Origin of the sequence: Streptomyces sp. CC208A (genome assembly GCF_030010625.1) — a bacterium.
Taxonomy (GTDB): Bacteria; Actinomycetota; Actinomycetes; order Streptomycetales; family Streptomycetaceae; genus Streptomyces.
In genome coordinates this window covers 1-26,569 of sequence record NZ_JASCXN010000047.1, presented here as the reverse complement: position 1 = coordinate 26,569, position 26,569 = coordinate 1, and the positions used below count along the sequence as shown (strand labels likewise).

Annotated in this window: 30 protein-coding genes and 3 pseudogenes; 23 read left to right on the top strand and 10 right to left on the bottom strand. The window is 71.6% G+C overall.

Annotated elements, in window-relative coordinates; genetic code table 11:
- Positions 1-11: 11 nt before the first annotated feature.
- From QK442_RS33015 to QK442_RS32980, 8 genes are all read right to left on the bottom strand, one after another.
- A complete protein-coding gene (locus QK442_RS33015) occupies positions 12-404 on the bottom strand; it encodes a hypothetical protein (RefSeq protein ID WP_282697798.1) in 393 nt (130 codons plus the stop codon).
- Positions 405-827 (bottom strand): hypothetical protein, encoded by a 423-nt coding sequence (locus QK442_RS33010; protein ID WP_282697797.1) that lies wholly within the window; start codon positions 825-827, stop codon positions 405-407.
- A complete protein-coding gene (locus QK442_RS33005; protein WP_282697796.1) occupies positions 824-1,276 on the bottom strand; it encodes a hypothetical protein in 453 nt (150 codons plus the stop codon). The genes QK442_RS33010 and QK442_RS33005 overlap by 4 nt, the downstream gene beginning before the upstream one ends.
- Positions 1,277-1,417: 141 nt before the next feature.
- Complete coding sequence (locus QK442_RS33000) at positions 1,418-2,119, bottom strand: hypothetical protein (RefSeq protein WP_282697795.1); 702 nt, start codon at positions 2,117-2,119, stop codon at positions 1,418-1,420.
- Positions 2,120-2,856: 737 nt separating this feature from the next.
- On the bottom strand, positions 2,857-3,249 hold the full coding sequence (locus QK442_RS32995; RefSeq protein WP_282697794.1) for a hypothetical protein: 393 nt from the start codon (positions 3,247-3,249) through the stop codon (positions 2,857-2,859).
- Positions 3,246-3,722 (bottom strand): hypothetical protein, encoded by a 477-nt coding sequence (locus QK442_RS32990; RefSeq protein ID WP_282697793.1) that lies wholly within the window; start codon positions 3,720-3,722, stop codon positions 3,246-3,248. The genes QK442_RS32995 and QK442_RS32990 overlap by 4 nt, the downstream gene beginning before the upstream one ends.
- Positions 3,719-4,300, bottom strand: coding sequence for a DUF4913 domain-containing protein (locus QK442_RS32985; RefSeq protein ID WP_282697820.1), 582 nt, complete (start codon positions 4,298-4,300; stop codon positions 3,719-3,721). The genes QK442_RS32990 and QK442_RS32985 overlap by 4 nt, the downstream gene beginning before the upstream one ends.
- 176 nt (positions 4,301-4,476) lie before the next feature.
- Positions 4,477-5,232, bottom strand: coding sequence for a site-specific DNA-methyltransferase (locus QK442_RS32980; protein ID WP_282697792.1), 756 nt, complete (start codon positions 5,230-5,232; stop codon positions 4,477-4,479).
- Between the two features lie 501 nt (positions 5,233-5,733).
- Here QK442_RS32980 and QK442_RS32975 point away from each other — a divergent pair.
- The 11 genes from QK442_RS32975 to QK442_RS32925 all read left to right on the top strand — a co-directional run bounded on the left by QK442_RS32975 (position 5,734) and on the right by QK442_RS32925 (position 15,372).
- Positions 5,734-6,852, top strand: a complete 1,119-nt coding sequence (locus QK442_RS32975) for a C40 family peptidase (RefSeq protein WP_282697791.1) — start codon at positions 5,734-5,736, stop codon at positions 6,850-6,852.
- A gap of 154 nt (positions 6,853-7,006) precedes the next feature.
- Positions 7,007-7,315, top strand: coding sequence for a DUF6112 family protein (locus tag QK442_RS32970; protein WP_282697819.1), 309 nt, complete (start codon positions 7,007-7,009; stop codon positions 7,313-7,315).
- Complete coding sequence (locus QK442_RS32965; RefSeq protein ID WP_282697790.1) at positions 7,315-8,013, top strand: hypothetical protein; 699 nt, start codon at positions 7,315-7,317, stop codon at positions 8,011-8,013. Before QK442_RS32970 ends, QK442_RS32965 begins: the two co-directional genes overlap by 1 nt.
- Before the next feature lie 27 nt (positions 8,014-8,040).
- On the top strand, positions 8,041-9,390 hold the full coding sequence (locus tag QK442_RS32960) for an ATP-binding protein (RefSeq protein ID WP_282697789.1): 1,350 nt from the start codon (positions 8,041-8,043) through the stop codon (positions 9,388-9,390).
- 93 nt (positions 9,391-9,483) lie between these two features.
- The gene (locus QK442_RS32955) at positions 9,484-10,959 is read left to right on the top strand and encodes an SCO6880 family protein (protein ID WP_282697788.1); all 1,476 of its coding nucleotides are present in this window, start codon (positions 9,484-9,486) and stop codon (positions 10,957-10,959) included.
- A 50-nt stretch (positions 10,960-11,009) separates the two neighbouring features.
- Positions 11,010-11,423, top strand: a complete 414-nt coding sequence (locus QK442_RS32950; protein WP_282697787.1) for a DUF6238 family protein — start codon at positions 11,010-11,012, stop codon at positions 11,421-11,423.
- A 26-nt stretch (positions 11,424-11,449) separates the two neighbouring features.
- The gene (locus QK442_RS32945) at positions 11,450-12,970 is read left to right on the top strand and encodes an ATP-binding protein (protein WP_282697786.1); all 1,521 of its coding nucleotides are present in this window, start codon (positions 11,450-11,452) and stop codon (positions 12,968-12,970) included.
- A gap of 196 nt (positions 12,971-13,166) precedes the next feature.
- Positions 13,167-13,523 (top strand): hypothetical protein, encoded by a 357-nt coding sequence (locus QK442_RS32940; RefSeq protein ID WP_282697785.1) that lies wholly within the window; start codon positions 13,167-13,169, stop codon positions 13,521-13,523.
- A gap of 41 nt (positions 13,524-13,564) precedes the next feature.
- Positions 13,565-13,933, top strand: a complete 369-nt coding sequence (locus QK442_RS32935; protein WP_282697784.1) for a ParB N-terminal domain-containing protein — start codon at positions 13,565-13,567, stop codon at positions 13,931-13,933.
- 147 nt (positions 13,934-14,080) lie between these two features.
- On the top strand, positions 14,081-14,863 hold the full coding sequence (locus QK442_RS32930) for a ParB N-terminal domain-containing protein (RefSeq protein ID WP_282697783.1): 783 nt from the start codon (positions 14,081-14,083) through the stop codon (positions 14,861-14,863).
- Complete coding sequence (locus QK442_RS32925) at positions 14,860-15,372, top strand: hypothetical protein (RefSeq protein WP_282697782.1); 513 nt, start codon at positions 14,860-14,862, stop codon at positions 15,370-15,372. The genes QK442_RS32930 and QK442_RS32925 overlap by 4 nt, the downstream gene beginning before the upstream one ends.
- Positions 15,373-15,432: 60 nt before the next feature.
- Here the strand turns inward: QK442_RS32925 and QK442_RS32920 are convergent, their stop codons facing one another.
- Positions 15,433-16,122, bottom strand: coding sequence for a hypothetical protein (locus tag QK442_RS32920; protein ID WP_282697781.1), 690 nt, complete (start codon positions 16,120-16,122; stop codon positions 15,433-15,435).
- A 221-nt stretch (positions 16,123-16,343) separates the two neighbouring features.
- Between QK442_RS32920 and QK442_RS32915 the strand changes: the two genes are divergently transcribed.
- From QK442_RS32915 to QK442_RS32875, 9 genes and pseudogenes are all read left to right on the top strand, one after another.
- A complete protein-coding gene (locus tag QK442_RS32915; protein ID WP_282697780.1) occupies positions 16,344-16,766 on the top strand; it encodes a hypothetical protein in 423 nt (140 codons plus the stop codon).
- A 21-nt stretch (positions 16,767-16,787) separates the two neighbouring features.
- Positions 16,788-17,372, top strand: coding sequence for a hypothetical protein (locus QK442_RS32910; RefSeq protein WP_282697779.1), 585 nt, complete (start codon positions 16,788-16,790; stop codon positions 17,370-17,372).
- Positions 17,373-17,520: 148 nt separating this feature from the next.
- Positions 17,521-17,826: a hypothetical protein gene (locus QK442_RS32905; RefSeq protein ID WP_349239703.1), complete on the top strand. Its 306-nt coding sequence runs from the start codon at positions 17,521-17,523 to the stop codon at positions 17,824-17,826.
- A complete protein-coding gene (locus QK442_RS32900; protein ID WP_282697778.1) occupies positions 17,823-18,569 on the top strand; it encodes a hypothetical protein in 747 nt (248 codons plus the stop codon). Before QK442_RS32905 ends, QK442_RS32900 begins: the two co-directional genes overlap by 4 nt.
- Positions 18,566-18,988, top strand: a complete 423-nt coding sequence (locus QK442_RS32895; protein ID WP_282697777.1) for a hypothetical protein — start codon at positions 18,566-18,568, stop codon at positions 18,986-18,988. Before QK442_RS32900 ends, QK442_RS32895 begins: the two co-directional genes overlap by 4 nt.
- Before the next feature lie 61 nt (positions 18,989-19,049).
- Positions 19,050-20,066 carry a hypothetical protein gene (locus QK442_RS32890; protein ID WP_282697776.1) on the top strand — a complete coding sequence of 339 codons (1,017 nt, stop codon included), beginning with the start codon at positions 19,050-19,052 and terminating at the stop codon, positions 20,064-20,066.
- Positions 19,999-21,252, top strand: a complete 1,254-nt coding sequence (locus tag QK442_RS32885; protein WP_282697775.1) for a hypothetical protein — start codon at positions 19,999-20,001, stop codon at positions 21,250-21,252. The genes QK442_RS32890 and QK442_RS32885 overlap by 68 nt, the downstream gene beginning before the upstream one ends.
- A gap of 59 nt (positions 21,253-21,311) precedes the next feature.
- Complete coding sequence (locus QK442_RS32880; protein ID WP_282697774.1) at positions 21,312-22,649, top strand: MFS transporter; 1,338 nt, start codon at positions 21,312-21,314, stop codon at positions 22,647-22,649.
- A 23-nt stretch (positions 22,650-22,672) separates the two neighbouring features.
- Positions 22,673-23,103, top strand: a pseudogene (locus QK442_RS32875) (IS5 family transposase); the annotation flags it as partial.
- A gap of 82 nt (positions 23,104-23,185) precedes the next feature.
- Here the strand turns inward: QK442_RS32875 and ltrA are convergent.
- Positions 23,186-24,445 carry a group II intron reverse transcriptase/maturase gene (gene ltrA, locus QK442_RS32870; RefSeq protein ID WP_282697773.1) on the bottom strand — a complete coding sequence of 420 codons (1,260 nt, stop codon included), beginning with the start codon at positions 24,443-24,445 and terminating at the stop codon, positions 23,186-23,188.
- Positions 24,446-25,026: 581 nt separating this feature from the next.
- On the opposite strand from ltrA, the pseudogene QK442_RS32865 reads away from it, so the two are divergent.
- From QK442_RS32865 to QK442_RS32855, 3 genes and pseudogenes are all read left to right on the top strand, one after another.
- Positions 25,027-25,482 (top strand): annotated as a pseudogene (locus QK442_RS32865) (IS5 family transposase); the annotation flags it as partial.
- A gap of 242 nt (positions 25,483-25,724) precedes the next feature.
- On the top strand, positions 25,725-25,943 hold the full coding sequence (locus QK442_RS32860) for a hypothetical protein (RefSeq protein ID WP_282697817.1): 219 nt from the start codon (positions 25,725-25,727) through the stop codon (positions 25,941-25,943).
- A 194-nt stretch (positions 25,944-26,137) separates the two neighbouring features.
- Positions 26,138-26,569 (top strand): annotated as a pseudogene (locus tag QK442_RS32855) (hypothetical protein); the annotation flags it as partial.

Sequence of the window (26,569 nt, the reverse complement as noted above, 5' to 3'; positions counted from 1 at the left end):
CGGGGCGGTGTTCAGCGAGTGCGCGCGGCGCGGGCGGTCGCCGCCGGGGCGACCGGTGTGGTGGCGGGGACCGGGGCGCGGTGGAGGCTTTGGATCACGGCGGTGGTGTGACGGGCCTGGGTGTCGCGGATGGTGACCGATTCGGCGATCCGGCGGCTGCAGTCGAGGAGGTGGCCGGCGGCGGCGGGGCCGATGTCGCGGCCCGGGTCGGCGAGCTGAAGAAGGCGCTCGCGCTGGAAGGCGATGTTCTTCTCGGCGAGTTCGACGGTGGAGCAGGCGTCGAGGAGGGCGGCCAGCATGGTCGGCCGGTCGGTGGCGGCGGCGTGGGCTTCAAGGTCGGCCCGAGGCCGGCCGTAGAGGGCTTCGATCCGCTCGGTGAGCGATTGCGATACGGGGTGGGGCAATCAGCGTCCTCTCGCCGGGCGCGCCGTCGTCTCCCCGGACGTCGGGATCATTCGGGCAGTGATGACCGGTTGGGCGAACGTCACCGGCCGGGGTGGTTCGGGTGAGGGCTCGGCGCTAAGGACCTCGTCGAGGGCGGTGAGGTAACTGCGGCGGGTCGTGAGCGCGGCCTCCATCCAGTACGTGTCCATCCGCAGCTCGTCCTCCGACAGCTCGTCCATGCTGCGGTCGGGGGCGCTGCGGGCGTGGACGCGGTCTCGGACCCGGTCCACTTGCTCCTCCGTCAGGGCCAGGTGGGAGCGCAGCTCCAGGGCGTTGCGGAGCCGGGTGTCGGTGTCGGCCGCCTGGTACAGCTGGTCGACCGGGGCGCCGAAGACCTCGGCAAGACGGTCGTCCTGGCTGCTGGGCTTGGTACGTACGCTCATCGACGGCTCCTGACGGGGACGGATACGGCGGGGGGTGCGGCCCTGGGCACCGCGGTGGTGGTCAGGACGGGCCCGCTGCGGCGGGCAACACGGCTGGTGGCCGGCTGCTCGGGCAGGGGATAGTCCTCCAGGAGGTGGCGGACGGTGAGCGCGCGGCCGTCGCGGATGGCGAGCGCGGTGTAGACACGCTGCGCGAGCGTCATGACGTGCTCGTCCAACTCCCCGGCCGGGGCGCGTTGCAGGGCTTCGACGAGCTCGTCCTCGGCGGCAGCGAGCAGGCTCTGGGCCTCTTCGAGGTCCTCGTACCAGCGCACCACCGCGCTGGGCAGGAACGACGGGGCGGGGCTGGCGCGCACGGTCTCGCGCAGCACCTCGACGCTCACGCCGAAGTGGTCCTCGATCTGTCGGGCAACAGCGACAAGAACGTCGTCGTCGGCTTCTTCGGGCACGGGCAGACTCCTCTCCTTGAAGCGGGCAGGCGGGAAGGGCCGGAAGCAGTCGCTCCGGGCTGGTGACATCAAGGATCCGGAGAAATCCCGGTTTACCTAACCGGGATTTTGCTGCTACCTTTCGCCGCTCCCGCCGCCCGGTCAGCGGGTACGGCCCCGGGCAGAAGCCGGTGCCGCGGGCCCTGCCGGGAGGCCGCGGATGGTGGTGGGGGCGGGTGCCGGCAGCGGGGTGCTGCGGTCCTCCAGCCAGACGCGGGCCGCCTCCGCGGTCTCGAAGGCTCCCTCGCGCAGCCGGCGGGTGCCGGCCTGAAGGTCGGTGACTTCGAGCAGCAGGCGGTAGGGGTACGTCTGGTCGGGATTCACGGCCTTCAGCAGCACCATGGTCTCCAGCGTCGGGTATCCCTCGCCGACGTGGCTGTCCACGAGCGTGTACCGGTTGCCCGTGTGGAGGAGGCGCCGTTCCAGGGCCGTGGTGGTCTCGTCGGCGGGCAGCGTGCCGAGGCCGTCTGGCAGGTCGACGGCGCCGTCAGGACAGCCGCGCTGGACGAGCCAGGACTGGGCCAGTGTCAGAAGGGGCAGCCGCTCGCTGTCGAAGGTGAAGGTCCGGCGGGCCACGTCCCGCGTGAGGTGCAGGGCGACCAGCGGCGACTCGCCGGGGACGCCGTAGATGGTGGAGTCGTCGTGCAGGACGAGGAAGCTGTGGCGGCCGTCGGCCGTGTGGTGCTTGGCCAGCGTGGTCAGCTCGCCCAGTGAGATGCGGTCGTCGAAGTCGTGTCCGACTTCCGCGGTGGCCGGCCGGTAGCCGTTGAGCCGGAACTCCAGGTCGTACAGGTGCTGGGGCAATGGGGTCCTTGAGGGGCTGGAGGCGGCCTAAGCGGCGGGTTCGTGGGGCGGTGGGCCAGGCGCCGGGGCGCGGGGCGGGGCGGGCGGTGACCGGGTCTGCGGGCCGGGCGGTGAGCGCGGCTCGGCCGGCGTCGGTGAGGGTGACCGGCTGGCCGGCGTGCAGGGGACGGGAGGTGTCGCGCTGGACGAGGCCCGCCCGCTCCAGCCGCTCGTAGTCCTGCTGAGTGATCCTCGTGCCGGAGCCGGTGACCACGGACAGCCGCTGTGTGAGCAGGTGCTCGTGCAGCTTCGCGCCCTGGCTGATGGCCAGGAGCAGGGCGACCTCGCGGGCCTTCAACTCCGCAGTGCCCGCTCGGGTTTGGGATGCCTGCGCCTCGACGGGTTCGAGCGCGGCGACAGTCTGCTGCTCGCGGGCGTCGCGGATGGCGACGGCCTGCTTGAGCTGCTGGACCGTGCGGTCGAGGCGGGGGAAGAGGGCCTGGTCGATGGCGTACTCGCCGCCGGTCAGGCGCTGGAGCAGGACGCGGTAGAAGGTCACCGAGGTCACCGCTTGTGCCAGGGCGCGGTGGGCGGTGGCGAGTCGGGCGGCCGGCTCGTCGAGCAGGCCGCGGTCGTCATCGCGCCACAGACGGTCGACACTGAAGCCGACGGCGAGTTCGACGCGGTCATCGAGCGGGGTCAGCGCCTTGGAAGGTGCCGGTTCCGTGGGATGGTTCAAGGGCTCCGCCGTATCCGGGTCAGTGCCGCCGGCAGGCGCGCCACGGCGCCGGGCCCCGGGTCTCGCCCTTGTCGTCCTCCTCGCCCTTGTCCGGGTCGCAGGCCGGGGAGCAGCTGGTGGTGTCCGTGTGGCCGGCTTCCTCCTCGTCCGGGCAGCAGCAGGTGGTGGACAGCAGGGCGGCGAGTTCCTGGCCGACGGCGAGGCGGTCCAGGAGGAGGACGGTGCACGCGTGCTCCCCCTCCTGTCCGCTGTTCGGGTGGGGTGCGAGCATGGCAGCCAGGAGCCGGGCCTCCTTGTGCCGGACCTCGGCGTAGGTCTCCAGCAGGGCACGGTGGTGGGGGTTCTCCGCCTGTGCGGGGGCACCCAGGACCTTGGTGGCGTAGTGGTCGAGGAAGTTGGGGAAGGTCGTCAACGTGCGGCTTTCGTGGTGAGAGCGGTGGTCTGGGCGGGCCGGGGCAGGATCGGGGGCGGTCCGGGCTTCGGGACGGTGCGGTAGGCGTCGATCTGGGTGGAGCGGGTGCGTGCGGCGTACGCGCGGGCGCCGAGCGGGCGCGGGGCGATGCCCAGACGCTTAGCCGCGGTGTCGTACACGTCGTGGTTGGCCCGGGGGCGGACGGCCACGACGTGGATCTCCATGGGGAACGCCGAGTTCGCCGGGGCTGGCCGGAGCGCGTAGACGATGCGCCAGGCGCAACGGTGGTCGACGTAGAGCTTGCGCAGCCCGGCCAGTTCAGCGGTGAGCTTGCTGCCGTGGCGGTCGGCGTTGACGACGTCCTGCAGCAGGGCGAGGGACAGGTCGCGGATGTCGCCGGGGGCCTGGAGCAGGTCCGTCAGGGCGCGGGGGTCGAAAGTGAGGCCGAACGCGGGCCGGCCCTCGATGCTCATGCCTCCGCCTGCCCCGCCTCCGCGTCGCGGGCAACCGCGCGCACGGAGCGGCCGGGTCCGCGAAGGAGGCGGTGCGAGGGACGCTCGGGGTCGGTCTGGCACGCCGACAGCGGCCCGCCCGGGGCGCGGACGGCGGCCATGGCGTGGGTGAGGAAGTCGCGGTGCCACACGAACGGTCCGGCCGGGCCGGCTTCGGGGTCCTTGTGCTGCAGATAGGCCATCCACAGGGCGTGGAGCCAGGCGACGACGTCGAGGTGCTCCTGCCACTGGTCGCACCACGGGGCGGCGGTGGTGACCTCCGCCCCGTAGATGGGCATGAGGTAGTCCTCCACCCAGTCGGTGAGCAGGTCGAGCTCGCTCTCGTACGCCTCGCCGTCCAGCTCCAGGATCGGCCGCGGCTCGGGCGGCAGCGCCGCCGCTCCGGGCATCGGCGGCATACCGAAGCCAGGGAACGGAGCCGATGCCGGGGCGGGTGCGGCGGCGAGATGGTCGAGCTGGCGGGCCTGTTCGGCGGACCGGTCGAGCAACTTGCGGACCGTGGCCTGGATGCTGTCCAGATCGCCTTCCGGCAGGCGCACCGGGTCGAATTCCCCGGCAGCGTCGCCGAATTCTTCTATGGGGTCGTGCACCAAGAAAGGCTCCTCCCCGGCACGTGTGAGTGCCGGGCATCTGAGAGAAGGAAGAGGTCGGGGAATTCGTTCCCGGAATACCGAGACGGCCCGCGCCGGGGCGAGAGGGGCGGACCGCCCCGGTGTCAGGCGGTCAGGGTGAGATCGTCCTGCGAGAGGGTCTGGTGCAGGGTCTGCGTCAGGCGGTCGGAGGCGATCTCGGCGTAGTGCTTGGTCTTCTCCACGCCGATGAAGTCGCGGCCCTCCAGGAGAGCGGCCACGCCGGTGGAGCCGGAGCCACAGGTGAAGTCCAGGACGGTGCCGCCCGGCGGACAGATCTTCACCAGCTCGCGCATCACCTCGACGGGCTTTTGCGTGATGTGCTGCCGGTTCTTGCCCGACGGCTGCGAGGCCGAGTAGAGGCCGGGCAGATAGACGGGGTTGTGGGAGGCGTCGATCGGTCCGTTCGACGCCCACACGACGAACTCGCAGTTCTGCGTGAAACGCCCCTTCTGCGGGCGGGCCTGCGGCTTGTGCCAAGCCAGGACACCGCGCCACAGCCAGCCGGCCGCCTGGATCGCGTCGGTGGTGATGGGCAGCTGCCGCCAGTCGGTGAACAGCAGCGCCGTCCCGCCCGTGCGGGTGAGGCGGTGGGCCTCGGTCATGATCTGGGTCAGCCAGAAGCCGTAGGAGCGCTGGTCCATGTTCTCGCCGGGGAAGTCCTGGAGAGAGTGGCCGGCGTCGGCGGAAGTGTACTTCTGTCGGGCGGTCCGGGAGGTGCGCTCCTTCGCAGTCCGGCCGCCGGAGTTGTACGGCGGATCGGTGATAACCGCGTCCACGCAGTCGTCCGGGAGACCGGCCAGTACACCAAGGGCGTCGCCGTGGTGGAGGGAAAAAGGCAAAAGGGTACCCCGATTCGGGTCACAGAAAGGAAGAGGGGAATCCCGGCTCGCGCAGAGAAACCGCCGCGGCAAATGCGTGCACAACGAAACGGGCACGCCGCATGGGGGGCGGTGGGCGAGCGGGGAAGCCACACTGTAGGACACGATTCCCGGTTGACCCCCTCCAGACGAGAAATTAGGTGAACCGGGAATCGGGCCCTACAGTCTGACAACCGCCCGGCCCCAGCGGCCTGGTGGCCTTCCCTCCCCCTGCCCTCATGGAGGCACACCCATGTCCCGACCCGTCTGACCGATGCCCCTGTCAGGCGCCGGGCCGGCGAGCGGCAACTCGCCTCCGGCCGCCCCAGGGCTCCCCGATCACCTCACCCCGGCCCCTTGCGTCCTTCTCACCTCGTACCAGCGCGGCCGGGCTTCACCCGAAGGACTTCCTGTGACACCGCCGTACCCGTCCCTGCCCCGAACAGCCCGCACCGCCCCCGTCGCCTCAGGGGGCGCGCCGGATTGAAGGGCATAGCCGCCGCCGTCGGCGTTCTGTGCCTGTCCCCTCTCGTCCTCGCCGGCGCCGCCGCCACGGCAGGTGCCGCCAGCAGCGCCGCTGCCCGCGCTTCCGAGTGCGCCCCCGGCGACACGGTCGACACCGACGCCGTCGCCCGGCAGGTCGCCGGCATCCTCGGCGGCAACGGTGCCGACCCGGCCATCCGCATCGAGGGCCTGGAGCTGCCCACCGAGCAGATCCCGCACGCGAAGACGATCGTCGCCACCGGGATCGCCATGAAGGTCCCCGAACGCGGCCAGGTCGTCGCGCTAGCGACCGCGATCCAGGAGTCCCGGCTGCGCAACCTGCGCTACGGGGACCGGGATTCACTCGGGCTGTTCCAGCAACGCCCGAGCCAGGGCTGGGGAACGGCCGAAGAGATACTCGATCCCGTCTACGCCGCCACGAAGTTCTACGAGGGACTCCTCAAGGTCCCGGGGTGGCAGCAGATGACGCTCACCCAGGCCGCCCAGGCCGTCCAGCTCTCCGGCTTCCCGGACGCGTACGCGCAGTGGGAGCCGCTCGCCCGCGCCCTGCAGCAGGCGATCGTCACCACCCTCCCCGAAGGCGGTGGCGACGCCGGAAGAGGCGCTGCGGACGGAGGCTGCCGGCCGGGCGAGGACGGGGCCGCCTGGGGTGAGATCTCCGAAGGCGCCGTCCCCGCCGGCTATGCGATCCCGGCCGACGCCTCTGCGAAGGCGCGGGCGGCGATCACCTGGGCGATGCACCAGCTCGGCACCCTCTACCAGTGGGGCGGCACCTGCACGAACGCCCACGGGCCGGATCCGATGGGCCGCTGCGACTGCAGCTCCCTGATGCAGCAGGCATACGCCCACGCCGGCGTCTCCCTCACCCGGACCACGTACACCCAGGTCAACGAGGGTGTACCGGTCCCCGCCGACGCGCTCGAGCCGGGTGATCTGCTCTTCACCCGCGGCACCGCCGCCGTCCCCGAGCACGTGGGCATGTACATGGGCGCGGGTCTCGTGATCAACGCGCCGAAGACCGGGCGCCCGGTGCGGATCGAGAAGGTCGCCGACTGGCAGATCCTCGCCGTCCGCCGCATCCCCGCTCTCCACTCCTAGCGCTCCCCGCCCGACCCGGGCCACGGGCCGCTTTCACCGGCCGCCGCGAGCCGCCTGCGCCGCCGCGTGCCGCTTCTCCCCTTCCTTCTCTTCCCGCTGGGCTATCTGGCCTGCGCTCGCAAGGAGTTCGACCATCCCCACCCTCGCTCCCCTCATCGATCTCACGGACCGCGTCCTGTACCTCGCCTACGACCCCGGCGTCTCGCCGAAGGGAGGCGGTCTGCCCGGCCTGGAGGTGCTGCGCAACGTCGTCAACAGCATCAACCTGTTCGGCATCATCGCCGTGGTCGGTGCGCTCGCCGTCTCCCTCGGCGTGTGGGCCTGGGGCCACCACACCGGCGGCCACCAGGCCGAGGCCAACGGCAAGAAGGGCGCCGTCGTCAGCGCGGGCGCCGCGCTCGGCCTGGGTGCCGCCAACGGCATCGTGGCCTTCTTCTCCACGCTCGGCTCGCAGGTCCACTGATGGGCAAGCGCTCCCGCCCCCGACTGGGCGCCTCCACCGCGCACTGGCCGACGGGCCGGCGCATCGCCGTCCTGGCCGCCGTCCTCGCCGTCCTGCTCGCCGTCGCCGCCTACCTCACCCAGCGCGCCACCAGCCAGGACGCCGGGCCCTCCAGCCGGCCGACCGCCTCGGTCAGTTCCCCGGCCGACCGGTCCGGCAAGCCGGCCGGACCGTCACCGGGGCCGGGGGCGGGGGCGGGGGCGGTCTCGCCACCGCCGCACCTTGCCGATCCCCTCGCCTACGGCCGGGCGGCGGCGGTGATGCTCTGGTCCTACGACACCCGCACCACCACCCGTGACCAGCAGCTCGTCGGCATGCACGCCTGGATGACGAGCGAGACGAAGTACACCGACTGGGCCTCGATCAAGGCGCAGGTGCCCGATCCGCTGCTGTGGTCGCGGATGGGTGACAACGCCCAGTACGCCACGGCCACCGTTACCGAGTCGCACTTCCCCTCCGCGTTCAAACAGGCCCTGGCCGAGGACCCGGCCGCGCTGAGTGAGGCGTACATCTACGCCGTCACCGTCACCGGCAAGCAGTCCATCACCTGGAAGAACGGCGGAGGCGGTGCCGAGGACCGCTCGGTCACCCTCGCCGTCCAGTGCCGGCCCAGTACGGACTGCGCCCTGGTGGCCATCGCGCCGAACACCGCCCCCTGACCCGCTGACCGAAAGGAGAAGTCCCCCATGGACTTCTGCGCCCTTCCCGTCGCGGGCAAGCTGTGCGACGCGGCCGACGCGATCGACTTCATCTCCGACCCGGGCAAAGCGATCACCGAAGGCATCGGCAACTGGATCGCCAAGTCCTGCGGCGAACTCGCCGCCGCCGCGGCCGACCTGGCCGCCGAGGCGGTCAACACCACCACCAGGATCGACCTCAACGCCGGCTGGTTCCGCGACAACTACGAGCTGCTGCTGCCGATCGGGCTAACGATCCTGGTCGCCACCTTCTGCGCCCAGCTCATCCGGGCCGCGCTGAAACGCGACGGCCAGGCTCTCGCCCAGGCGTTCACCGGCACGGCCTCCGGGGTGCTGTTCTGCTTCGCGGCCATCGCCCTGACCACGGTCGCGATCGAAGTCGTCGACGCCCTGTCCGACGGGCTGTTCGCCGCGGCCGGCACGTCGATCGAGGACGCCGTACGGCGCATGGTGAAGGTCTCCCAGATCGCCGCGATCTCCCCGCTCGGCTGGCTGGTGGCCGCCCTCGCGGCCCTCGGTGCCGCCGTCGGCGCGATCCTCTACTGGTGCGTGATGATGGTCCGCAAGGTCGGTGTCCTCGTGCTCGTGACCCTGGCCGTCTTCGCCGGTGCCGGCGGCGGATGGGAAGCCGCCCGCCGCTGGCGGCGCGGCTGGATCGAGGCGACCGCCACCCTGATCGTCTCCAAGCTCCTGATGACCGTGATCTTCCTGCTCGGCATCTCCGCGATGGGCAAGACCGACACCGACGGCGGACTCGCCGCGCTCGCCGACGTCATGGCCGGCATCGTCATCATGCTCCTGGTGATGCTCTGCCCGTACGCGACGTTCAAGTTCGTGCATTGGGCCGCGGAGTCCACGGACGGCGAGTCGCTGCACCGCTCCGGCGGGGCCGGGGCGCAGATCGCCAAGCAGCACGCCGAGAACGCCAGTCGCAAGGCCGCAGCCGCGGCGGCCACCGCGGGGACCGGCGGCGCGGCGGCCGGAGCCGGAGCTGCGTCGCCCCAGGGCCCGGCCTCGGTGCCCGGGCAGTTCCCCGGCGACATCGCCGCCAACCCCTCCTCCGGCAGCGGCGGCAGTACCGGCGGATCGCCCGCCATGGACAAGGCCAAGACCGGGCTGGACCAGACGGTGCGGTCCATGCCGACCAGCCCTGGCCAGGACGCGGGCAATGCTTTCGGGGCCGCCAGCGCCTCCGGCGCTCCGGGTGCGGGTGCCACCCCGCGCAGCACGCAGGACGCACCGGCCCCGAGTGCGGGTGCTGTCGGCGCCGCAGCCGGCTCCGGCAGCGGTACGGGTGGCAGTCCGTTCACGACACCGCCGTCCCCGGCCGGCCCCTGACCCCTCCTTGCCCCGTCATCCGGGCGGGGGCACCAGCCTCCCTGGTGTCCCCGCCCGGGACCACCGCCGCCCCGCTGCTGAAAGCCTTCCGCCTTGTCTGACCTCACGCTCACCCCGCCGATGACGGTGAAGTTCCCGTCCCGGTCCCGGCGCGGGATCCTGCTCGGCCTCTCCCTCGCCCAGCTCGTCCTCACCGCCGCCGCGCTCGCCGTGCTCCTGGTCACCGTGGTGACCACCGGACTTGCCGGCGCCGTCGCCCTCACTCCGCTGTGGGCAGCGGTCGCCGCGCTCGTGGCCGTACGCCGCAGCGGCCGGTCTCTGATCGACTGGGCCCCGATCGTCGCCCGCTACGCCCAGCGTCGCCGCACCGGACAGACCCTCTACCTCGCCCGCCCGGTCACCCGCCCCCGCGCCGAGGGCACCCTCCACCTGCCCGGCACCGCCGCCTCGATCAAGGCGGTCACCCCGGCCGACGGGCAGGCCGCAGCCCTTCACGACCCGCACCGGCAGACCCTCACCGCCGTGGCCCGCATCACCAGCCGCGCGTTCGCCCTGCTCGACCCCGCCACCCAGAACTCCCACGTGAACGCGTGGGGCCGGGCCCTTGCCGGGATCGCCCGCACCGGGCACATCGCCTCCGTCCAGGTCCTGGAGCGCACCGTCCCCGACTCCGGCGACACCCTCACCCGTCACTGGAACACCCACGGCCGGCCCGACGCCCAGCTCGCCGGCCAGGTCTACAGCGACCTCGTCGCCAGCGCCGGCCCGGCCGCCGCCCCGCACGAGACCTACCTGGCGATCTCCCTCGACCTCAAGACCGCCAAGCGCCTGATCTCGCAGGCCGGCGGCGGGCTGCCCGGCGCGTTCACCGTGCTCGGCCAGGCCACCGCCTCCCTCACCCAGGCCGCTCACAACGCCGGCCTCACCGTGGGCGGGTGGCTCACCGCGCAGGAGATCGCCGCCGTCATCCGCACCGCCTACGATCCCAAGTCGCTTGCCGCGCTGCAGCAGTGGTCGCGCTCCGGCCGTGCGGAGGCCGACCCCGCCGCCGCCGGGCCCGTCGTCCAGGTCGAGGAGCACGACCGGCTCATCACCGACACCGCCCGCCACGCCACCTACTGGGTCGAGAACTGGCCCCGCACCGAGGTTCTCGCCGGCTTCCTCCACCAGCTGCTGTTCACCGCCGGAGTACGCCGCACCTTCTCCCTCATATACGTCCCCCAAGGGCTGGAGTCCGCGCTGCGCGACGTCCAGCGCACCAAGGCCACGATCATCGCCGACGCCAACGAACGCGCGCGGCGCGGCCAGGTCGACTCCGAGGCCGACGCGGTCGAGTACGGCGACGTCAAGGAACGCGAACGGCAGCTGATCGCCGGCCACGCCGACGTCGCGATGACCGGCCTGCTCACCGTCACCGCCGACACCGACCAGGCCCTGGACGCCGCCTGCGCCCAGATCGAGACCGCCGCCGTCACCGCCCAGGTCGACCTTCGCCGCCTCGTCTACCAGCAGCCCGAGGCTTTCACCCTGGCCGCTCTCCCCCTCGCCCGCACCGCCCAGGAGAAGTAGGGTCCCGCGCCCGATCCGATCCGGGCCCCACGAAGAAAGACCCACCGCTCTTGGCCACCATCACCGCGACCGACACCAGCGACGCCCACCCCTACCTGCGGGCCGCGACCGCCGGCATCCGCCACCACACCCGCGCCCTCACCCCGAGCGCCCCCACCGACCGGCGGCACCTGGACAACCTGCACGAGCACCTCGCCCGCCTGCACCTGCTCCTCGACCAGCTCGCCGACACCGTCCGGGCCGAGCACCCCGCCGCCGGACGGCACCTGGCCACCGCGCACCTGCGGCTGTGGCAGGCCGCCACCAGCGTCCACGACGCCTTCCATATGCTGCCCGCCGCACCCGACTGCACCCCTCACCGCCTCCCCGACGGCCCGCTCGTCCTGACCATCTGCCAGCGCCACCTCGCCTCCGGCCACGCCATCCGCCGCAAGACCACCCCGGCCGACCACAACACCGCCTGATCCCCGGCGCAGAAACGATCCTGCTCATGTCCCGACACCGCCCCGGCCGCCGGGCCCGCCGGGCCTCGGCCAGCCCCCTGTTCACCCCGCACGGCACCGACCGCACCAGCCGCCGCGCCGCCCGCAAACAGCTCGCCGAAGCCCAGGCCAAAGCCAAGGCCGCCGCCCTCAAGGACACCGCCGACGCCGCCGGCGAAGCCGAGATCCCCCCGCCGCTCTACCCACCGGCCGGACGCCCCGGCCCGGCCTCCGCACGCGGCGGTAGGCTGCGGCTGCCCGCCCACCGGATGACCACCGCGACCGCCTGCGGCGCCTACCCGTTCCTCGCCGAAGGCGGCCTCGGCGCCGAGGGCATCTACATCGGCCGCGACGTCCACGCCGAAGGCTCCTTCGTCTTCGACCCCTTCGCCCTGTACGGCAAGGTCGAAGTCGAAGGCTTCACCAACCCCAACGTGCTCCTGGCCGGGGTCATCGGACAGGGCAAGAGCGCGCTCGCGAAGTCCTTCGCGCTGCGCTCGGTCGCCTTCGGCTACCGCGTCTACGTCCCCTGCGACCCGAAGGGCGAGTGGACCCCGGTCGCCGCCGCGCTCGGCGGCACCTCCATCGCCCTCGGCCCCGGACTGCCCGGCCGGCTCAACCCCCTCGACGCCGCCCCGAAACCGCCGTCCGTCCCGGCGGCAGACTGGGCCGGGGAAGTCCGCAAGCGCCGTCTGCTCCTGCTCGGCTCCCTCGCCCGCACCGTCCTCGGCCGCGACCTGCTCCCCATGGAACACACCGCCCTCGACATCGCCCTCGACGGCGTCGTCCGCGCCGCGACCGCCGCCGGGAGGGCCCCGCTGCTCGGCGACATCGCCCACACCCTCGCCCAGCCCCACCTCCTCGACGCCGCCGCCGGCACCGTCTCCGGCCACCTCGGAGACGCCGCCCGCGACCTCTCCCACGCCCTGCGCCGCCTCGTCCACGGCGACCTCGCCGGCATGTTCGACGCCCCCTCCACCATCGCCTTCGACCCGGCCAGCCCGATGCTCACCATCGACCTCTCCCGGCTCGGCGGCTCCGGCGACGACACCGCGTTGGTATTGGCCATGACCTGCGCCTCCGCCTGGATGGAAGCCGCCCTCACCGACCCCGACGGCGGAAGGCGCTGGATCGTCTACGACGAAGCCTGGCGCCTGATGCGCCACCCCGGCCTTCTCCAGCGCATGCAGTCCCAGTGGAAGCTCAGCCGCGGCCTCGGCATCGCCAACCTCATGGTCATCCACCGCCTGTCCGACCTGCTCACCGCGGGCGACGCCGGATCCCAGGGCCGGGCCCTCGCCGAAGGACTCCTCGCCGACTGCTCCACCCGCATCATCTACCGCCAGGAGACCGACCAGATCCACGCCGCAGCCACCCTCCTGGGCCTGACCGCCGTCGAGACCGAGGCCATCTCCCACCTCACCCGCGGACGCGGCCTGTGGCGCGTCGCCGGCCGCAGCTTCATCGTCCAGCACCTCCTGCACCCCACCGAACAGGCCCTGTTCGACACCGACGCCCGCATGCACTGACCCCGAAAATCCCGACCCTCTGGAGCCCTATCTGAACCCGGACTTCGAGCTGTACGACAACACCGGCCGCACCACCGACCAGATCCACGCCCACCACACCGGCACCCCCACCACAGACGACCTCCACCGCTGGGCCCGCCGGGACACCGAAACGTTCCTCCAGCGCCACCCCGTCCCCGCCCCAGCACCGAACACCGTGGATCTGCGGCCCTTCGAGGCAGCGCTCGACGAAGCCGCGACGCCGGTCGAGGCCAGCGCCGTCGTCCTCGCCGCACTCGCCGCCGCCGAGCAGGTCATCCAGGACCTGAGCACCTTCCTGATACACGCCGGCTACCGCTACCCGCGAGACCGGCGAAGGACACCGGACTCGCCCCGCAGGCTCATCTGGAGCGCCTCCAGCGGACTGCTCGCCGCCACGGCCACCGCAGAAGCCGGCGTCGAGGTCGCGCTGCGCGAGGAATACGACCCCGCGTGGGGCACGAACCCGACGCAGAGCCGCACGACGCTCCCGCCGTCGCCGCCTCCCGCCGCCCCGTCGGCTCCGCGCCCATAGCTCCTGCGCTGTTCCAACGCCCTCATGTCACGTCCATCCCCATGGAGATCACCATCGAACTCGACCCGACCAACGCACTCTTCCCGATGCTCGACGAGGAAGGGCTGCAGGCCCTCGCGGACGACATCCGCACACACGGCCTCCTCCGCCCCGTAGTCCTTGACTCCGAAGGCCGGATCCTCGACGGCAAGAACCGCCTGCGGGCCTGCGAGATCGCCGGCGTCGAACCCGCCTACACCACCTACGACGGGGACGACCCCAGCACGTTCGCCCTGACCGTCAACACCCAGCGCCGCAGCCCGACGAAGGACCAGCTCGCAATGATCTACGCCATGATCGCTGCGGAAGCCGGCATCGAAACGGCGCTGCGCGACGAAGGCACCGCAGCACCGGTCAAGAGCCGTACCTGAAACGGACGCACCGGCGACTCCCTCGCCGCCCGTCCGCCTCATCCCTCTCATTCGGAGCCGTTTCCACGGCCGAAACCCCGCTCCTCGATTCCGCCCAGTAATAAGGACTGCCCCATCGAATTCCACCCGACCACCGCGCTCTTCCCGATGCTCGACGAGGAAGAGCTCCAGGCCCTCGCAGACGACATACGGGAACATGGCCTTCGCAAGCCCGTCGTCCTGGATTCCACGGGCCGGATCCTCGACGGCAAGAACCGCCTGCGGGCCTGCGAGATCGCCGGCGTCGAACCCGCCTACACCACCTACGACGGGGACGACGCCCGCGCCTACGTGCTGTCGGCGAACAGCCGACGGCGCCACCTGACCAAGGGCCAGCTCGCGATGATCGCCGCCACAGCATGTTCAGTTTCTGAACATCCGGCCTGTTCAGAAACTGAACAGACCGCCCGTTCAGTTTCTGAACAGACGGGCCTCTCCATCGGACGGGTCGGACAGGCCAGGACCGTGCTGCGTCACGCGCCGGACCTCGTCGACCGTGTGATCTCCGGGGCCGTCTCCCTGGACGACGCCTACAAGACCGCCCGCGAGACCAAGGCCCAGGCGGACTCGGCGGAAGCGCAGCTCGCCCGCCTGCGCAGCGAGGACCCCCAGCTCGCAGACCGCGTCGTCGAGGGCACCCTCACCGTCCAGGGAGCCTGGGCAGAGCGAAAAGCCCGGCTCGAAGAGGAGCTGCGGCAGCGCCGGGTCGCCACGAACCTGCTCTGCGAGATCCTCCCCGCCCTCGCCCAGATACGCGGCAGCCGCACCTTCGCCCAGTACGACCCCGAACTCGCCCCGCCCGGCCGTGCCGTCACCCGCGAGGTGATCGAGCACGCCGCCACCGCCCTCGCCGAAATAGCCGCCGTATGGAAGGACCGCAACCTCCCGTGAAGTACTCCTCCGACCCCCACCTGCGCAAGCTCGCCCTCGAAGCCGCCCAGTACATAACCAACGACGCCGGGCGCATGCACAAGGAGGACCTGCTCGACGACCTGTGCGCCCGGATCCGCGAACGCGAGGACCTGGAGGCCGCGGTCGTCAGGAAGGCCGCCCAGGGCCTGATGCGGGACCTCGGCGAGCGCCGCAGCCCGCGCCGCAACAAGAAGACCGGCGACCTGTACCACCCCGACAGCATCCTCAAGCTCGGCGGCGGGATCTGGGTGTGGATGAAGAACACCACCCCGACGGACATGACGCAATGGGGTCTGATCTCCTCCCGTAACACCGTCCGCACCATCACCGCCGACGCACGAACCCAGCGGTACGTCCACGAGCGCACCGACGCATTCCGTGCCAACCCCGGATTCTCCAGCCTCCACGCGCTGGAAGAGGCCGTCTTCCACTACCGGCAGGACACCCTCGACGACGTGGACTGGGACCTCGACCACGACGAGCAGTAGACCGTGACACCCCGACTTCCGAGCAGTGAAGGACCGGTCATCGCCTCCGGGCCCCTGAGCTCACCCCCGACGCCCCTTTCCGACTTCGCGGTCGAGCTGGTGTCTCGGCTCCCCGGGACGTGGAGGAGCGAGTACCACCGCCACACCACGTACAGCGACCAGTTCCCGGCAGCGGAGCGCTTGTGGGACTCCGGTCACGTCGACTGGACCGTGAGCGAATACGTCCTCGGACATCACGCCGTCCTGTCCGGTCCAGCCGGCGAAGAGCTCTACCTCATCGAGCGGCCCCGCCACCGGGGCCAGTTCCTCGTCGCCGCGCTGGAACCCGCCGGCTTCCAGCCGCATCACTTCCGTGGCGTGCCCGAGCCGAACGGCATCGTGGTCAGCGCCGACGCGGTGCGGGCCGCCGCCGCGGTCAGCCGTCGGCTTCTGCCCCGGTATACAAGGGCCGTCGAGGCAGTCCGCGCGCAGGCCCGGGTCCGCCCGGATCCGCCCGCTCACCGCCAGGCCCCGGCGGAGACGGCGAAGGCGGTCACGCTCACGCGGTACGGCGACGGCGCCCTGGGAACCCCGTATGCGAGTGTCCCGGCCGAGGCCCGTGACGCGCTGTACCTCTCCGGATTCCAGTACGTCCCCGACCAGGGAGCGTTCCTCCTCCCTCCTGGGTACGGGCCCGTCGCCACCGCCGTTCGGATCCAGGTCCTCGCCGCCCGGCTCGCTCAGACCAACGTGGGGCTCAATCTCCGCCACGCCCCTACGGGCCGCCACGCCGCTGCGTCCGCGCCTCCGGCTCCCGCGCCCCGGGCGTACCACGCCCCGACGGGTCCTGCCGTCCCGTCCGCCGCGTCCGGTAGTCCGCAGGCGGCGCACCGCTCTCGGTGACAACGGCCCGGCACAGGCCCGAGGCAGCCCACGCTCACCTCCCACCTTCGGAGATCAACTCGCCGACATCGCACACGCCCGCTTCCGGCTTGCCCTCGGCCTCCGCGGACGAGCCGGACGCTCGCTTCCCGTACGGCCGTCTCCTCTTCGCTCTCACCGCACGCGTCAGTGCCTCCACCGACGAGCGGCAGATCGCCGCCCTGCTCCACCAGGTCCTCGACGGCAACGACGGGCTGCTCACCCGGCTCGGCGAATTCTTCGACGCCGCCGCGGACAAGGCCCGTGCCCGCGACCGCAACGACGGCGACGACGACGCCTTCTACCTGGCCAAGGACCTCGCCGAGGCTGCCACCCGGCTGCGCAGGCTCGGGGAAGACCTCCACGTCGTCCCCGAGCGCATGGCCGGCCTCGCCGCCGGTTCCCCGGCCGAGCCCTGGCGGCCCCTTTCACCCGGGGCGATGACCGCCTCTTTGCCGACGCCGCCCGCGCCGGCCCCCGGCCGTACTCCCTAACCCCCTTTTTCTGGAGCGTCTTTGGGAACTCCCGCCTTCATCGCCCGCCCCACCACCACCGGATACGAGGGCGTCCACGTTCAGTTCGACAGCAGCCCCCGCAACATGCTCCCGCTGCTGCTGGCCGCCTACCAGTTCCGCTTCGGCCGGGACATCGAGGCCCTGAGCCGGTACCTGATCGACGACGTCGTCTTCGCCTGGGACGAGATCGGCACCGACCTTCTCGACGGTTCCCCGCCCGGACTGCTGCAGCGGCTGACCGGCGGCGAGCAGTGGCCCAGCCGCGAGATGACCGGCGTCGTCAATCTCGACGGCACACCCGCCGAGCGGGAGACCGTGACCCAGGCCAACTCCGGCGGCCATCACTGGGGCTACATCCTCCATCCGGCCGGCATCGAAGTGATCAGCCGGCAGGTCGACCTGCGCGGACCGGTCGTCTCCTGGGACACCGACCCTCGCGCCCGTTTCAGCGACGCGTTCGAAGGGTGGATGCCCGGCAGCCCGCCGCCGATCGCCCTGCCCCGTGATCTGCCGAAGCTCACCCCCGTCCCCGCCCAGCCCCCCGCCGCTGCCCTGACACCTGCCGCCAGGCCGCAGCGCCGCTGACCCGCCCCGTCAAGGAGTCCTCCTGAAGCAGCACTTCACCTTCGGCCAGCATCCCGAGTACGGATTCGTCGCCGCCCCCACCGCGAACACGGCGCCGCACCTCGCCCACTGGTATCTGACGGCAGAGCAGTTTGAGCCCGTCCCCGGCGTGGAGGGCCTGTACCGGCTGACCAGCCCCGAGTACGACGGCGTGCGCCGCACCCGCCAGGCCGTCCACGACCTGCGCCGGCGCGGCTTCGACGTCCACGCCGACTACACCCTGGATCCCGCCCAGAGCGCCGGCCCGCCCCGGGTCCAGCCCCGGGCCGGACTGATGGAACGCCGCTCCCGCATCGCCCAGGCCGCCGGCATCCGCTCCACCCAGTACCGGCCGGCCGCCCCCGCCCAGGCCACGCCCGCCTCCCCTCGGCCCGCCAGTGCGCTCACCGCCCTCGGACAGGGGCGCGGGCAGTGACCGGGAACCCGATCAGCATCGTCCGCGGCCGGGGCGGCGAGGTGGAGGCAGTGGGACCGATCGACTCGCTCGCCTCCGAACTTCTCGCCCGCGCCGCGTTCATCCGCCAGGACACCCTGCGCGGCACCTGGCACCGCCTCCCCTTCGACCTGGGCGAGGAATGGGAGAACGACCACGCCTCCCATGCCGCCGAGATGCTGCGTGCCGCCCGCTACCCGGTCCGTCTCGATCCCTCCCTCTCCCCTGCCACCCCGCCGCAGGACACCGCCGGGGACGGTGCCCCGCCCTCCGTACGAACGGCGTCCCAGACCTTGCGGACCTGGGCGCAGCACACCGACGGCCTGCGGCAGCCGTACGAGGCGGGGCGGACACTCGCCGTCCTGGCCCAGGGTGACGACAGCCTCCTGCGGCCCGTGGCCGACCTGCTGCTCGGCACCGCGTCCGCCGTCTCCTCTCTCCCCGGCGCCGCGCACGACCGGGACGCGCGGCGCCTGGCCGAACTCGCCGGGGTCCTGCGGGTCGTGGAGATCGAGGTCGACCGGATCGCCCTGCGTCTGCAAGCTGCCCCCGACCTCCCGGCCCCTGCCACCAGGCAGCGGTCGAACGCGGTGGTCGAGGCTCCCCCGAAGCTGCAGGCCCTCGTCCACCGCCTCGCCGAGAAGCGAACGCGGGAGTACGAGGCCCATCTGCTCCCGCCTGCGGTCCCGGCACCGGGCGGCGGGGACCGGGGGCGGGGCCGGTGAACCCGGACCGTCCTGAGGCGCCGTCCGGGACCGAGCTGCGCCGGCGGGCCCGCGCCGAGGCCCTCCCCTTCCTCGCCGCGCTCGCACTGCCCGATCCGGCCGAGACCGTACGGGCCTGGACACAGCACCTGCCCACCGCGCGGTCCGCCGCCCAGGTCCACGTCCTGCTCGATGCCCTGACCGGCACCGACACGAGCACGCTCCTGGCCCTGCGGGACGTCCTTCGGACCGCTGGCTCCTGGTGCCGCGAGCACGGGCAGCCCGCGCTCGCCGAGCGCTACCTGCGCGCCGGCGACCTTCTCGACATCGCCGACCGGCAGCTCTACCCGCTCGGCATCGACCTGCTCACCGCCTTCCACGCCCAGGCCAGCGCGCCCGGGCGCCCCGCCGAGAGGAATATCCCCGCTGAACCCCAGTGAACTTACGCGCCTCACCGGCAGCCCTGGCAGCGCCGTCGCGCACTCCTCCACCCAGATCACCTTGTTCACCAGCGATCGCGACGGTGTCGTCGGACACGTCGACGGCGACAACTGGCGCTGGGCGGGCACCCTCATGGAGCTCGCCGGGTTCCAGAAGGCCAAGAGCGGTTACCACGCCCTGCCGCTGGACGACCTCGACCGTGCCCGCGAGGTGATGCTCGCCCTCCGTGTCCTCGCCGAGACCGCCGGAATACAACTGGCCCCGAGCCCCGAGCGGTACATCGGGGACTTCGCCCTCGACGTGATCGAGCACCTGCCGGGAGCGTGGACCGCCCGGGTCGAGAACTACTCGCTGCGCGTGTGGCAGGAGGACCTCGCGGCCTGCCTGTGGAGCACCGGGCACGTCGCCGACACGCTGGACCATCACCGCGTGCCGCGGGCGGCCATCCTCAAGCGCGACGACGGAACCGAACTCGTCGTTCTCAAGGACCCCCGCCTCGACGTCTACCACGTCGGCGCTCTCCTGCCGATCGACCTCAGCCACGAGCTGCTCGTCACCCCGCCGCCTGGCGTGACCGTGCAGCCGGATGCTCCCTCGGCAGCACACCTGATCCACACCCGTCTCCTCCCGGTCTACACGCGCGCTGTGCTCCACACCCGTGCCTCCGATATGGCCGACACCCTCGCCTGGGCGCACGAGACGTTCCCGGACGGCACCGTGCCCGACCCCGCCCCGCCGCTCCTCGTCGACGCCTTCGCCCGGTTCACCGACTCCGCGCCGATCGTCATCGCGGCCGTGCGCGACCTGGGCACACTCGACGAGCACGAGACGGCCTTCCTGCAGCAGGCGGACGACATCGCCGTCGCGCCGGACACCGGCACCGGTCCGGTGCCGGTCGCGCCGCATCCCGACCTGCTGGCCTGGTGGCTGGCCGAGGGCGGCGACCGACTGGTCGAACTGGCGCTGCGCACCGTCGAGAACACCCAACCGGCCGCCGCGAAGGCCCCCCTTGCCGCCGGTCCCATGCGGGCGCTGCCGCCCGCACCCCGCTCTTCCTCCCCAGCACCACGCCGGTGACCCGGCCCCCATTCGACCTTACGGAGATTCCATCAGCTCACCGCCCGCCGCCGAGGCCGCGATCGGCGCCCTGACCACTTACGCCGCCCGGTACTCGGAGCTCAAGTCCCGCGCCGACAAAGCCGCCAGACAGGCCCGGTACGGCATCGGCTGGCCCGACCACGTCGCCGTGGAGCGGAAGATCGAGGCCGAACGGTACCGGGAGCAGACCGAGGCGTTCGCCGACCTGCTCCCGCACACCGCTGTTCTCATCGACCGTGCTCGCGCCGCCCTGCGGCTGCAGCCTCCCTCACGGCACCTTGCCGGATGGGACCTGCTCGTGGACGACCTGGAAGCCGCCGCGGACCTGGCCCGCGACCGCCTCCCTCACCAGACCAGCGACGGCACCGCGGTCCTGCACCAGTGCCAGGCCACCTGGGCCGAGCGCGCGACGTTCCTCAAGGACCTCGCCGTCCAGGACACACCGCCGCTGCCCGGGCCCGAACTCCCCGCCGCCGAGGAGGAACTGTGGGCCGCCCACGCCCAGGACATCCGGCGCCGCCACATGATGTACCTGTACGAGTCCCGGTACGACGCCTCGGGCCGACAGCTCACCGTCGTCGGGGTCCCGCACCTCGACGAGCCCGCCAAGGACTGCGTGCTCATCGTCGCCGGGGACGTCGACAGCACCACGATGCGGGTGCTTGGCCGGTACGACACCTACGACCAGGCCCTGGCCGCCCTGCCGCCGCCCGTCCAACCCGGCGTCCTGCACCCGCGCGGACGATTCTCCAAAGGCGCGGGCACGATTCCGGCGCTGGCCGATCTCATCGAGGGCGTCGTCGGCGCCACGCACAGCCAGGCGGTCGCCGAGGCCATCGGCCATGTGGCCAGCGACGGCACCGGCCCCTGCCACCTCTCCCAGCTCTCCGACCTCCTCGGCGAATGCGCCGACTTCGCGCTTGCCACCGAGACGGTCGCCGGCCGGGACCTCTCCGTGCGGCTGCGGGGCCTGATCGTCCAGACCGACCTCCTGGACCGCCAGCTCCGGCAGGCGCTGGACGCCTTCGAGGACACCATCGCCGTCCTGCCCCCGCACCGCACCCCGCAGCCCCGGCACATCAAGCCCCCGCCCACCGGGCGGACCACCCCGCCGCCCGCACCCGCCACGGCCACACCGCCCCGCGTCCCGCGCCGCCGCCTGTAGACCAGCCCCGGCCGCGGTGAGCCTCCGCCTCCGCTCCTCCCGGAAAGTCCCCGCTCGCCTTGCTCCTGGCCGAACGCCCCACCCCCGCCCCGCCGCCCGTGACCTACCGGGCCGTTCTGGGCACGCGCCACGTCGTACGCCTGCTGGCCGGCACCCTGACCGGCCGGATGCCCAGCGGCATGATCCCCGTCGCCCTGGTGTTGTGGGTGACCGCCGCCGGCGGGTCGCTGACGGCGGCCAGCACGCTCGCCGCCGTGTACGGGCTGGCGTCCGGCCTGGCCCAGCCGGTCAAGGGCCGGCTCATGGACCGGCACGGGCAGACCCGGGTGAGCGCACCTGCCGCTGCCGTCGCCAACGGCAGCCTGCTCGCCCTGCCCGTGATCGGAGCGGACGGCAGCATGTGGGCCGTCGCCGCCACCGTCGCGCTCGCCGGCGTGGCGAGTCCGCCGTTGGAATCAGGGTTGAGGTCTTTGTGGCAGACGGTCGTGACCGACCCGGGGCAGAGGAAGGTGATCCAGGCCCTCGACACCGGCTCCCAGGGCCTGCTCTATGTCACCGGCCCGCTGCTGGCCACCTGGCTCGCTGCCGCGTACGGCGCCGACGCCGCCCTGCTCGCCACCGCCGTGCTCGGCCTGCTCGGGGCCACCGTCGTCCTCACCTCCGCACCCTCGCGTACCTGGCGCCCCCGCCCCATCGGCGAGGCCGCTGTCCGCCGAGGGGAGGGGCCGCGTCTGGCGAGCGGTGGTCTGGTGCTGCTGTGCACCGGGCTTGCCGGCATCGGCTTCGCCCTGGGCGCGCTGACCGTGTGGGCCGCGGCCATGGCCGAGGCGCACGACACCGGCTGGCTGACCGGCGTGCTGCCCGCCGCGTTCTCCACCGGTTCGTTCCTCGGTGGGCTGCTCTTCGCCCGCCTTCCCCGCCGAGCCGCGCCCGGAACGCAACTCATCGTCACCGCAGCCCTGTTCGCCGCTGGATGGCTGGGCCTCCTCGCCCAGCCCGGGCCGCAGGCCGCGATCGGCGCCGCCGCTCTTCCGGGGCTGTTCCTCACCATGGCCATCACCTCCGGGTTCGAGACGGTCGACACCCTCGCCCCCGCCTCGCGGGCCACCGAGGCGTACGCGTGGCTGATCCTCGCCGTCGGCACCGGGCAGGCCGCCGGCACCGCCCTCGCCGGCAGGTTCGCCGGCCATCTCCTGGTCCTGTCCACGCTGCCCGTCGCCGGCGCCGTCCTCGCCGTCGCCGTCTTCGCGCTTTCCCGACCCGCGCTCGGCCCCCGCCGCCGGCCCGGCCGCCACCGCCGCACCTCCACCCCGCCGTCCCGCTCTCACCCCGCTCGTCGAAGGAGAAACGTTCATCGCCGTTGTTACGGCCTGTCCGGCGGATCATGGGATAGCTGAGGGCTGCGGTTCGTTGGCCTCGTATGGGACGAGGTGATCTGACGAATGCAGAGTGGGCCCGGCTGGAGCCGCTCTTACCCCAGATGGGCCGGCGGGGTGGGCGGTGGAACGATCACCGCAGGGTGATCAACGGGGTGCTGTTCCGGTTGCGCACGGGTGTGCCGTGGCGGGACCTGCCCGCGCGGTTCGGGAGCTGGAAGACCGTCTACGAGCGGCATCGACGCTGGTCGGCGGACGGCACGTGGGACAGGATCCTGCACGCGCTGCAGGCCGACGCGGACGCCGAGGGTCGGCTGGACTGGAGCATGGTCAGCGTGGACTCCACCGCCTGCCGCGCCCACCAGCACGCCGCCGGCGCCCGCCGCACAACGCCCCGCGTCCCGGGAAAAGGACGACGCCCCGCCACCACCGCCCCGATGAGGCACTGGGACGCTCCCGGGGCGGACTGCCGAGTAGCCGGGAGGAATCTCACCTCCCGGCTCTCACAGATCCGTGCGTAACAGTCTCCCGTTACACGGCTCTTGTCGTTCTGTTCGTCAGGTCATCACGGCTGCAACGGTGCAGCGCCAATGAGCGAACATGCGGGGATATCTTCGGGCGATCTCCTGCATCTTCGCGATGGCTCTCCGTTCAGCCGCAAGCCGCTTGTACTTCTGGCGGATCCAGCGCACCAGGTAGGCGTTGATGCGCATCAAGAAGGGGTTCAACTCCCACAGCCTGAACCGGCCGTAGTAGTTGATCCAGCCGGCCACGACAGGGTTAATCCTGCGGGCAAGCTCCTTGAAGGAAAGATCCGAACGGGTGTGCAAGTGCCAGGAGCGCACTTCCCGTCCCATCTTGTTCAGGGCGTCCCTACTGACAGCAGGATCGAACGACTGGAATGACTTGCCGTAACGATCCCGGTTCTGTCTGGCTCGGAACGTGTAGCCGAGGAAGGTGAACGCCGTGTGCTCGAAGGAGCCGCGACGTCTGCCGTCTTTGCAGTACACGAGCCGGGTCTTGGCCGGGTGCAAGCGCAGTCCGACCTCGGCCATCCTGTCCATGAGCGCCGCCAGTACCTGCCGGGCCTGACGCTCGGTGACGCAGTGCAGGACCGCGTCGTCCGCATACCGTTCGAACCAGATGTTCGGGAACTCCCGTGCCATCCAGGCATCAAACGCATAGTGCAGGAACAGGTTCGCCAACACAGGAGAGACCGGCGCCCCTTGCGGGGTTCCGCACTCCCGTTCCAGCAGAGAGCCGTCGGGCATGGCGAGCGGTGCATGGAGCCACCGCCGCACATACAATTTCACCCAAACGGCGTCAGTGTGAGCTTCCATCGCCTTGACCAGCAGGTCCCAAGGCACGCTGTCGAAGAACTTGGTGATGTCGAACTCCACCACCCAGTCCCGCTTCCAGCAGCGCTCCCGGCACCTTTCCACTGCGTCCAAGGCGGACCGTCCGGGCCGGTATCCGTAGCTGTCAGGGTGGAAAATTGGATCCACCCTTCGCATCAGATGCCGGGCCACCACGGTCTGGGCCACGCGATCGGCGACAGCGGGAATACCGAGTATTCTCGTGCCACCGCCGTGCGGCTTGGGAATCTCCACCCCGCGCACCGGAGGCGGGAAGTACGAGCCCGATGACATTCGGTTCCAGACCTTGTAAAGATTGTTCTTCAGGTCCTTCTCGAAGTCTTCGATGCTCTGCCCATCCACACCGGGTGCACCCTTGTTCGCCCTGACTTCCTCCCACGCCTCCTTGACTTCCCACTTCGAGATATCAAACGGCTTGATCTGAGACTTCAACTGGCCCATCGCACTCCTCCCGGACGCAGTCCGGTTGATGTGATCAACACAGTCACGAACGACCCGGCCCCTTCGCTCCACCCCCGTTACAGGGGCTTCGTCACTACTACGAGCCGGTCCGCCAGCAGGTCCCGCGTCGGTACTCGACCCCTTGCGGTGTCCGCCACTTGGGGCACTCCCTCTCCCCCGCGACATGGCGGGGCGTGTCGGGACCTGCCTTCTCCTGTTCCATGCGAAAGCAGCAGACTGGACTCGCGTCGCCTACATGCCGGGCACCACCTGGCCAATAGACGGGCACCCGCCAGGCTCATCCCGGGATTCTGGTCACACCCCGGTTTCGATGCCGCCTTTATCTTTTTCGACACGTCAGCAGCGATTCACTTGCGTTCGCCTTTCCAGTCCCCACCTGACGCCTCTTACGACGCCTTTTCCTCATCGCTCACCACGACGGTCTTCAGCCAACGCAGCATGAGGCGGTTTGGAGCCTCCCCCCGCAGGGCGACTCCGAAGGGCCAAACCTTCATCTCTCGCACAGCACCATTTCCAGAAGCTGTCCTACTACCAACTCCCTTTGATGTTCAGGACACAAGACCAGCAAAATCCACCTGGCCGGAGAAGGCGGCTGCCGCCCGCTGGCCCTGCTCGTCACACCCGGTCAGTGGGGCGACGCCCCGCAGCTGATCCCGGTCCTGGAGCGCATCCGCGTCCCACGTCCGGGCGGCGGCCGCCCCCGCACACGACCCGACCACCTCGGTGGCGATAAGGCCTACAGCTCCCGCCGCAACCGGCGTCACCTGCGCCGACGCCACATCAAGCACACCATCCCCGAACGCCGCGACCAGCGGGCCCACCGCCAGCGCCGCGGCGGCCGGGGCGGCAGGCCCACCGGCTTCGACCAGGAGATCTACAAGCGCCGCAACGAGGTCGAGCGCACCATCAACCGACTCAAGACCTTCCGCGCGGTGGCGACCAGGTACGACAAAAGGGCCTACGTCTTCCACGGCACCGTCACCGTCGCCGCAATCCGATTATGGCTCCGCACATGATCCACCGGACAGGCCGTAGTACACCCAGCCATCAGAACGTGCGGAAAGGCGAGTCAGACAGGTGCGGGGCGGTGAGACCCGCCCTGGAGCAGCTCGGCAGTCATCGCCCATCGTTTGCGGTCCAGCCACGCGCCGTTGATGTGCTGGAACCTTCGGGCCCGCGCGTTCGCCCAACACCCCACCGCTTCCCCGCCACCGCCGATAGGAGATCCTCCTTGCCCGAAGCACCAGTAGATCCGTTCATGACGATCCGGCACTCCATCACCGGTGAGATCACCACCACCGGCTACAACGCCGCCGCCCGGCGGATCCTGCTCCAGGACGGCTTCGAAGAGGCGCCAGGCTGCGCCTGCCGAGCGACACAACCCGGTACGGAGCAGGCGCACGGGTCTGCTCGGCAGTCAGCGAGCTGCTCGCCGGTCATCCCCTGCACCTGTACCGAGCCCTCGGTCGGCCGGTGAGCGCCGACGGTACGCCCCGGTTGGCCCGGTCTCCGGTGTCGGCGCAGTCCGTGATCCGCTCCGAGAGCGGCCAGCCCCTCCAGCGCATCGCCAGCCCCGCCCGCGCCCATACCTGTTGAAGGGACATCGTTTTGACCACACCCGGAGCGCCTACCAGTCCAGCGCGGACCAAGGGCGGCGAGCTGAGGGCGAAGGTGGCCCGTCTGCTGGCCGACCGGCCGGCGGACGCGCTCACCATCGGGGACATGGCCAGGCAGCTGGGCCACTCCCACGGCGCCGTCCGCAACGCCGCCCTCACCCTGGTGCGACGCGGCGAGGCCGACCAAAGCGGAACCGGGCAACCGCAGTTCCGCGCGAACGCGAAGACCGCCGCAGCCGCGCAAACCGCTGTGATCAGCCCACCGGGCACCCACGCTCCCCGCGCCCAGGCGGCCACGGCCCGCACGACCACTCCCGCAGCAGCCACGCCCAGGTGGACCGGCCCGATCCGCCGCGCGGGGGGCCAGCTCTACCACCCGAGGGAGCTGGCCGATCTGCCCGACGTCGAGGCGCTGAACCGGCTGCGCGACGCCGACGTGCCGGTGCTGCTCTACGGCCCTCCGGGCACCGGCAAGACCAGTCTGGTC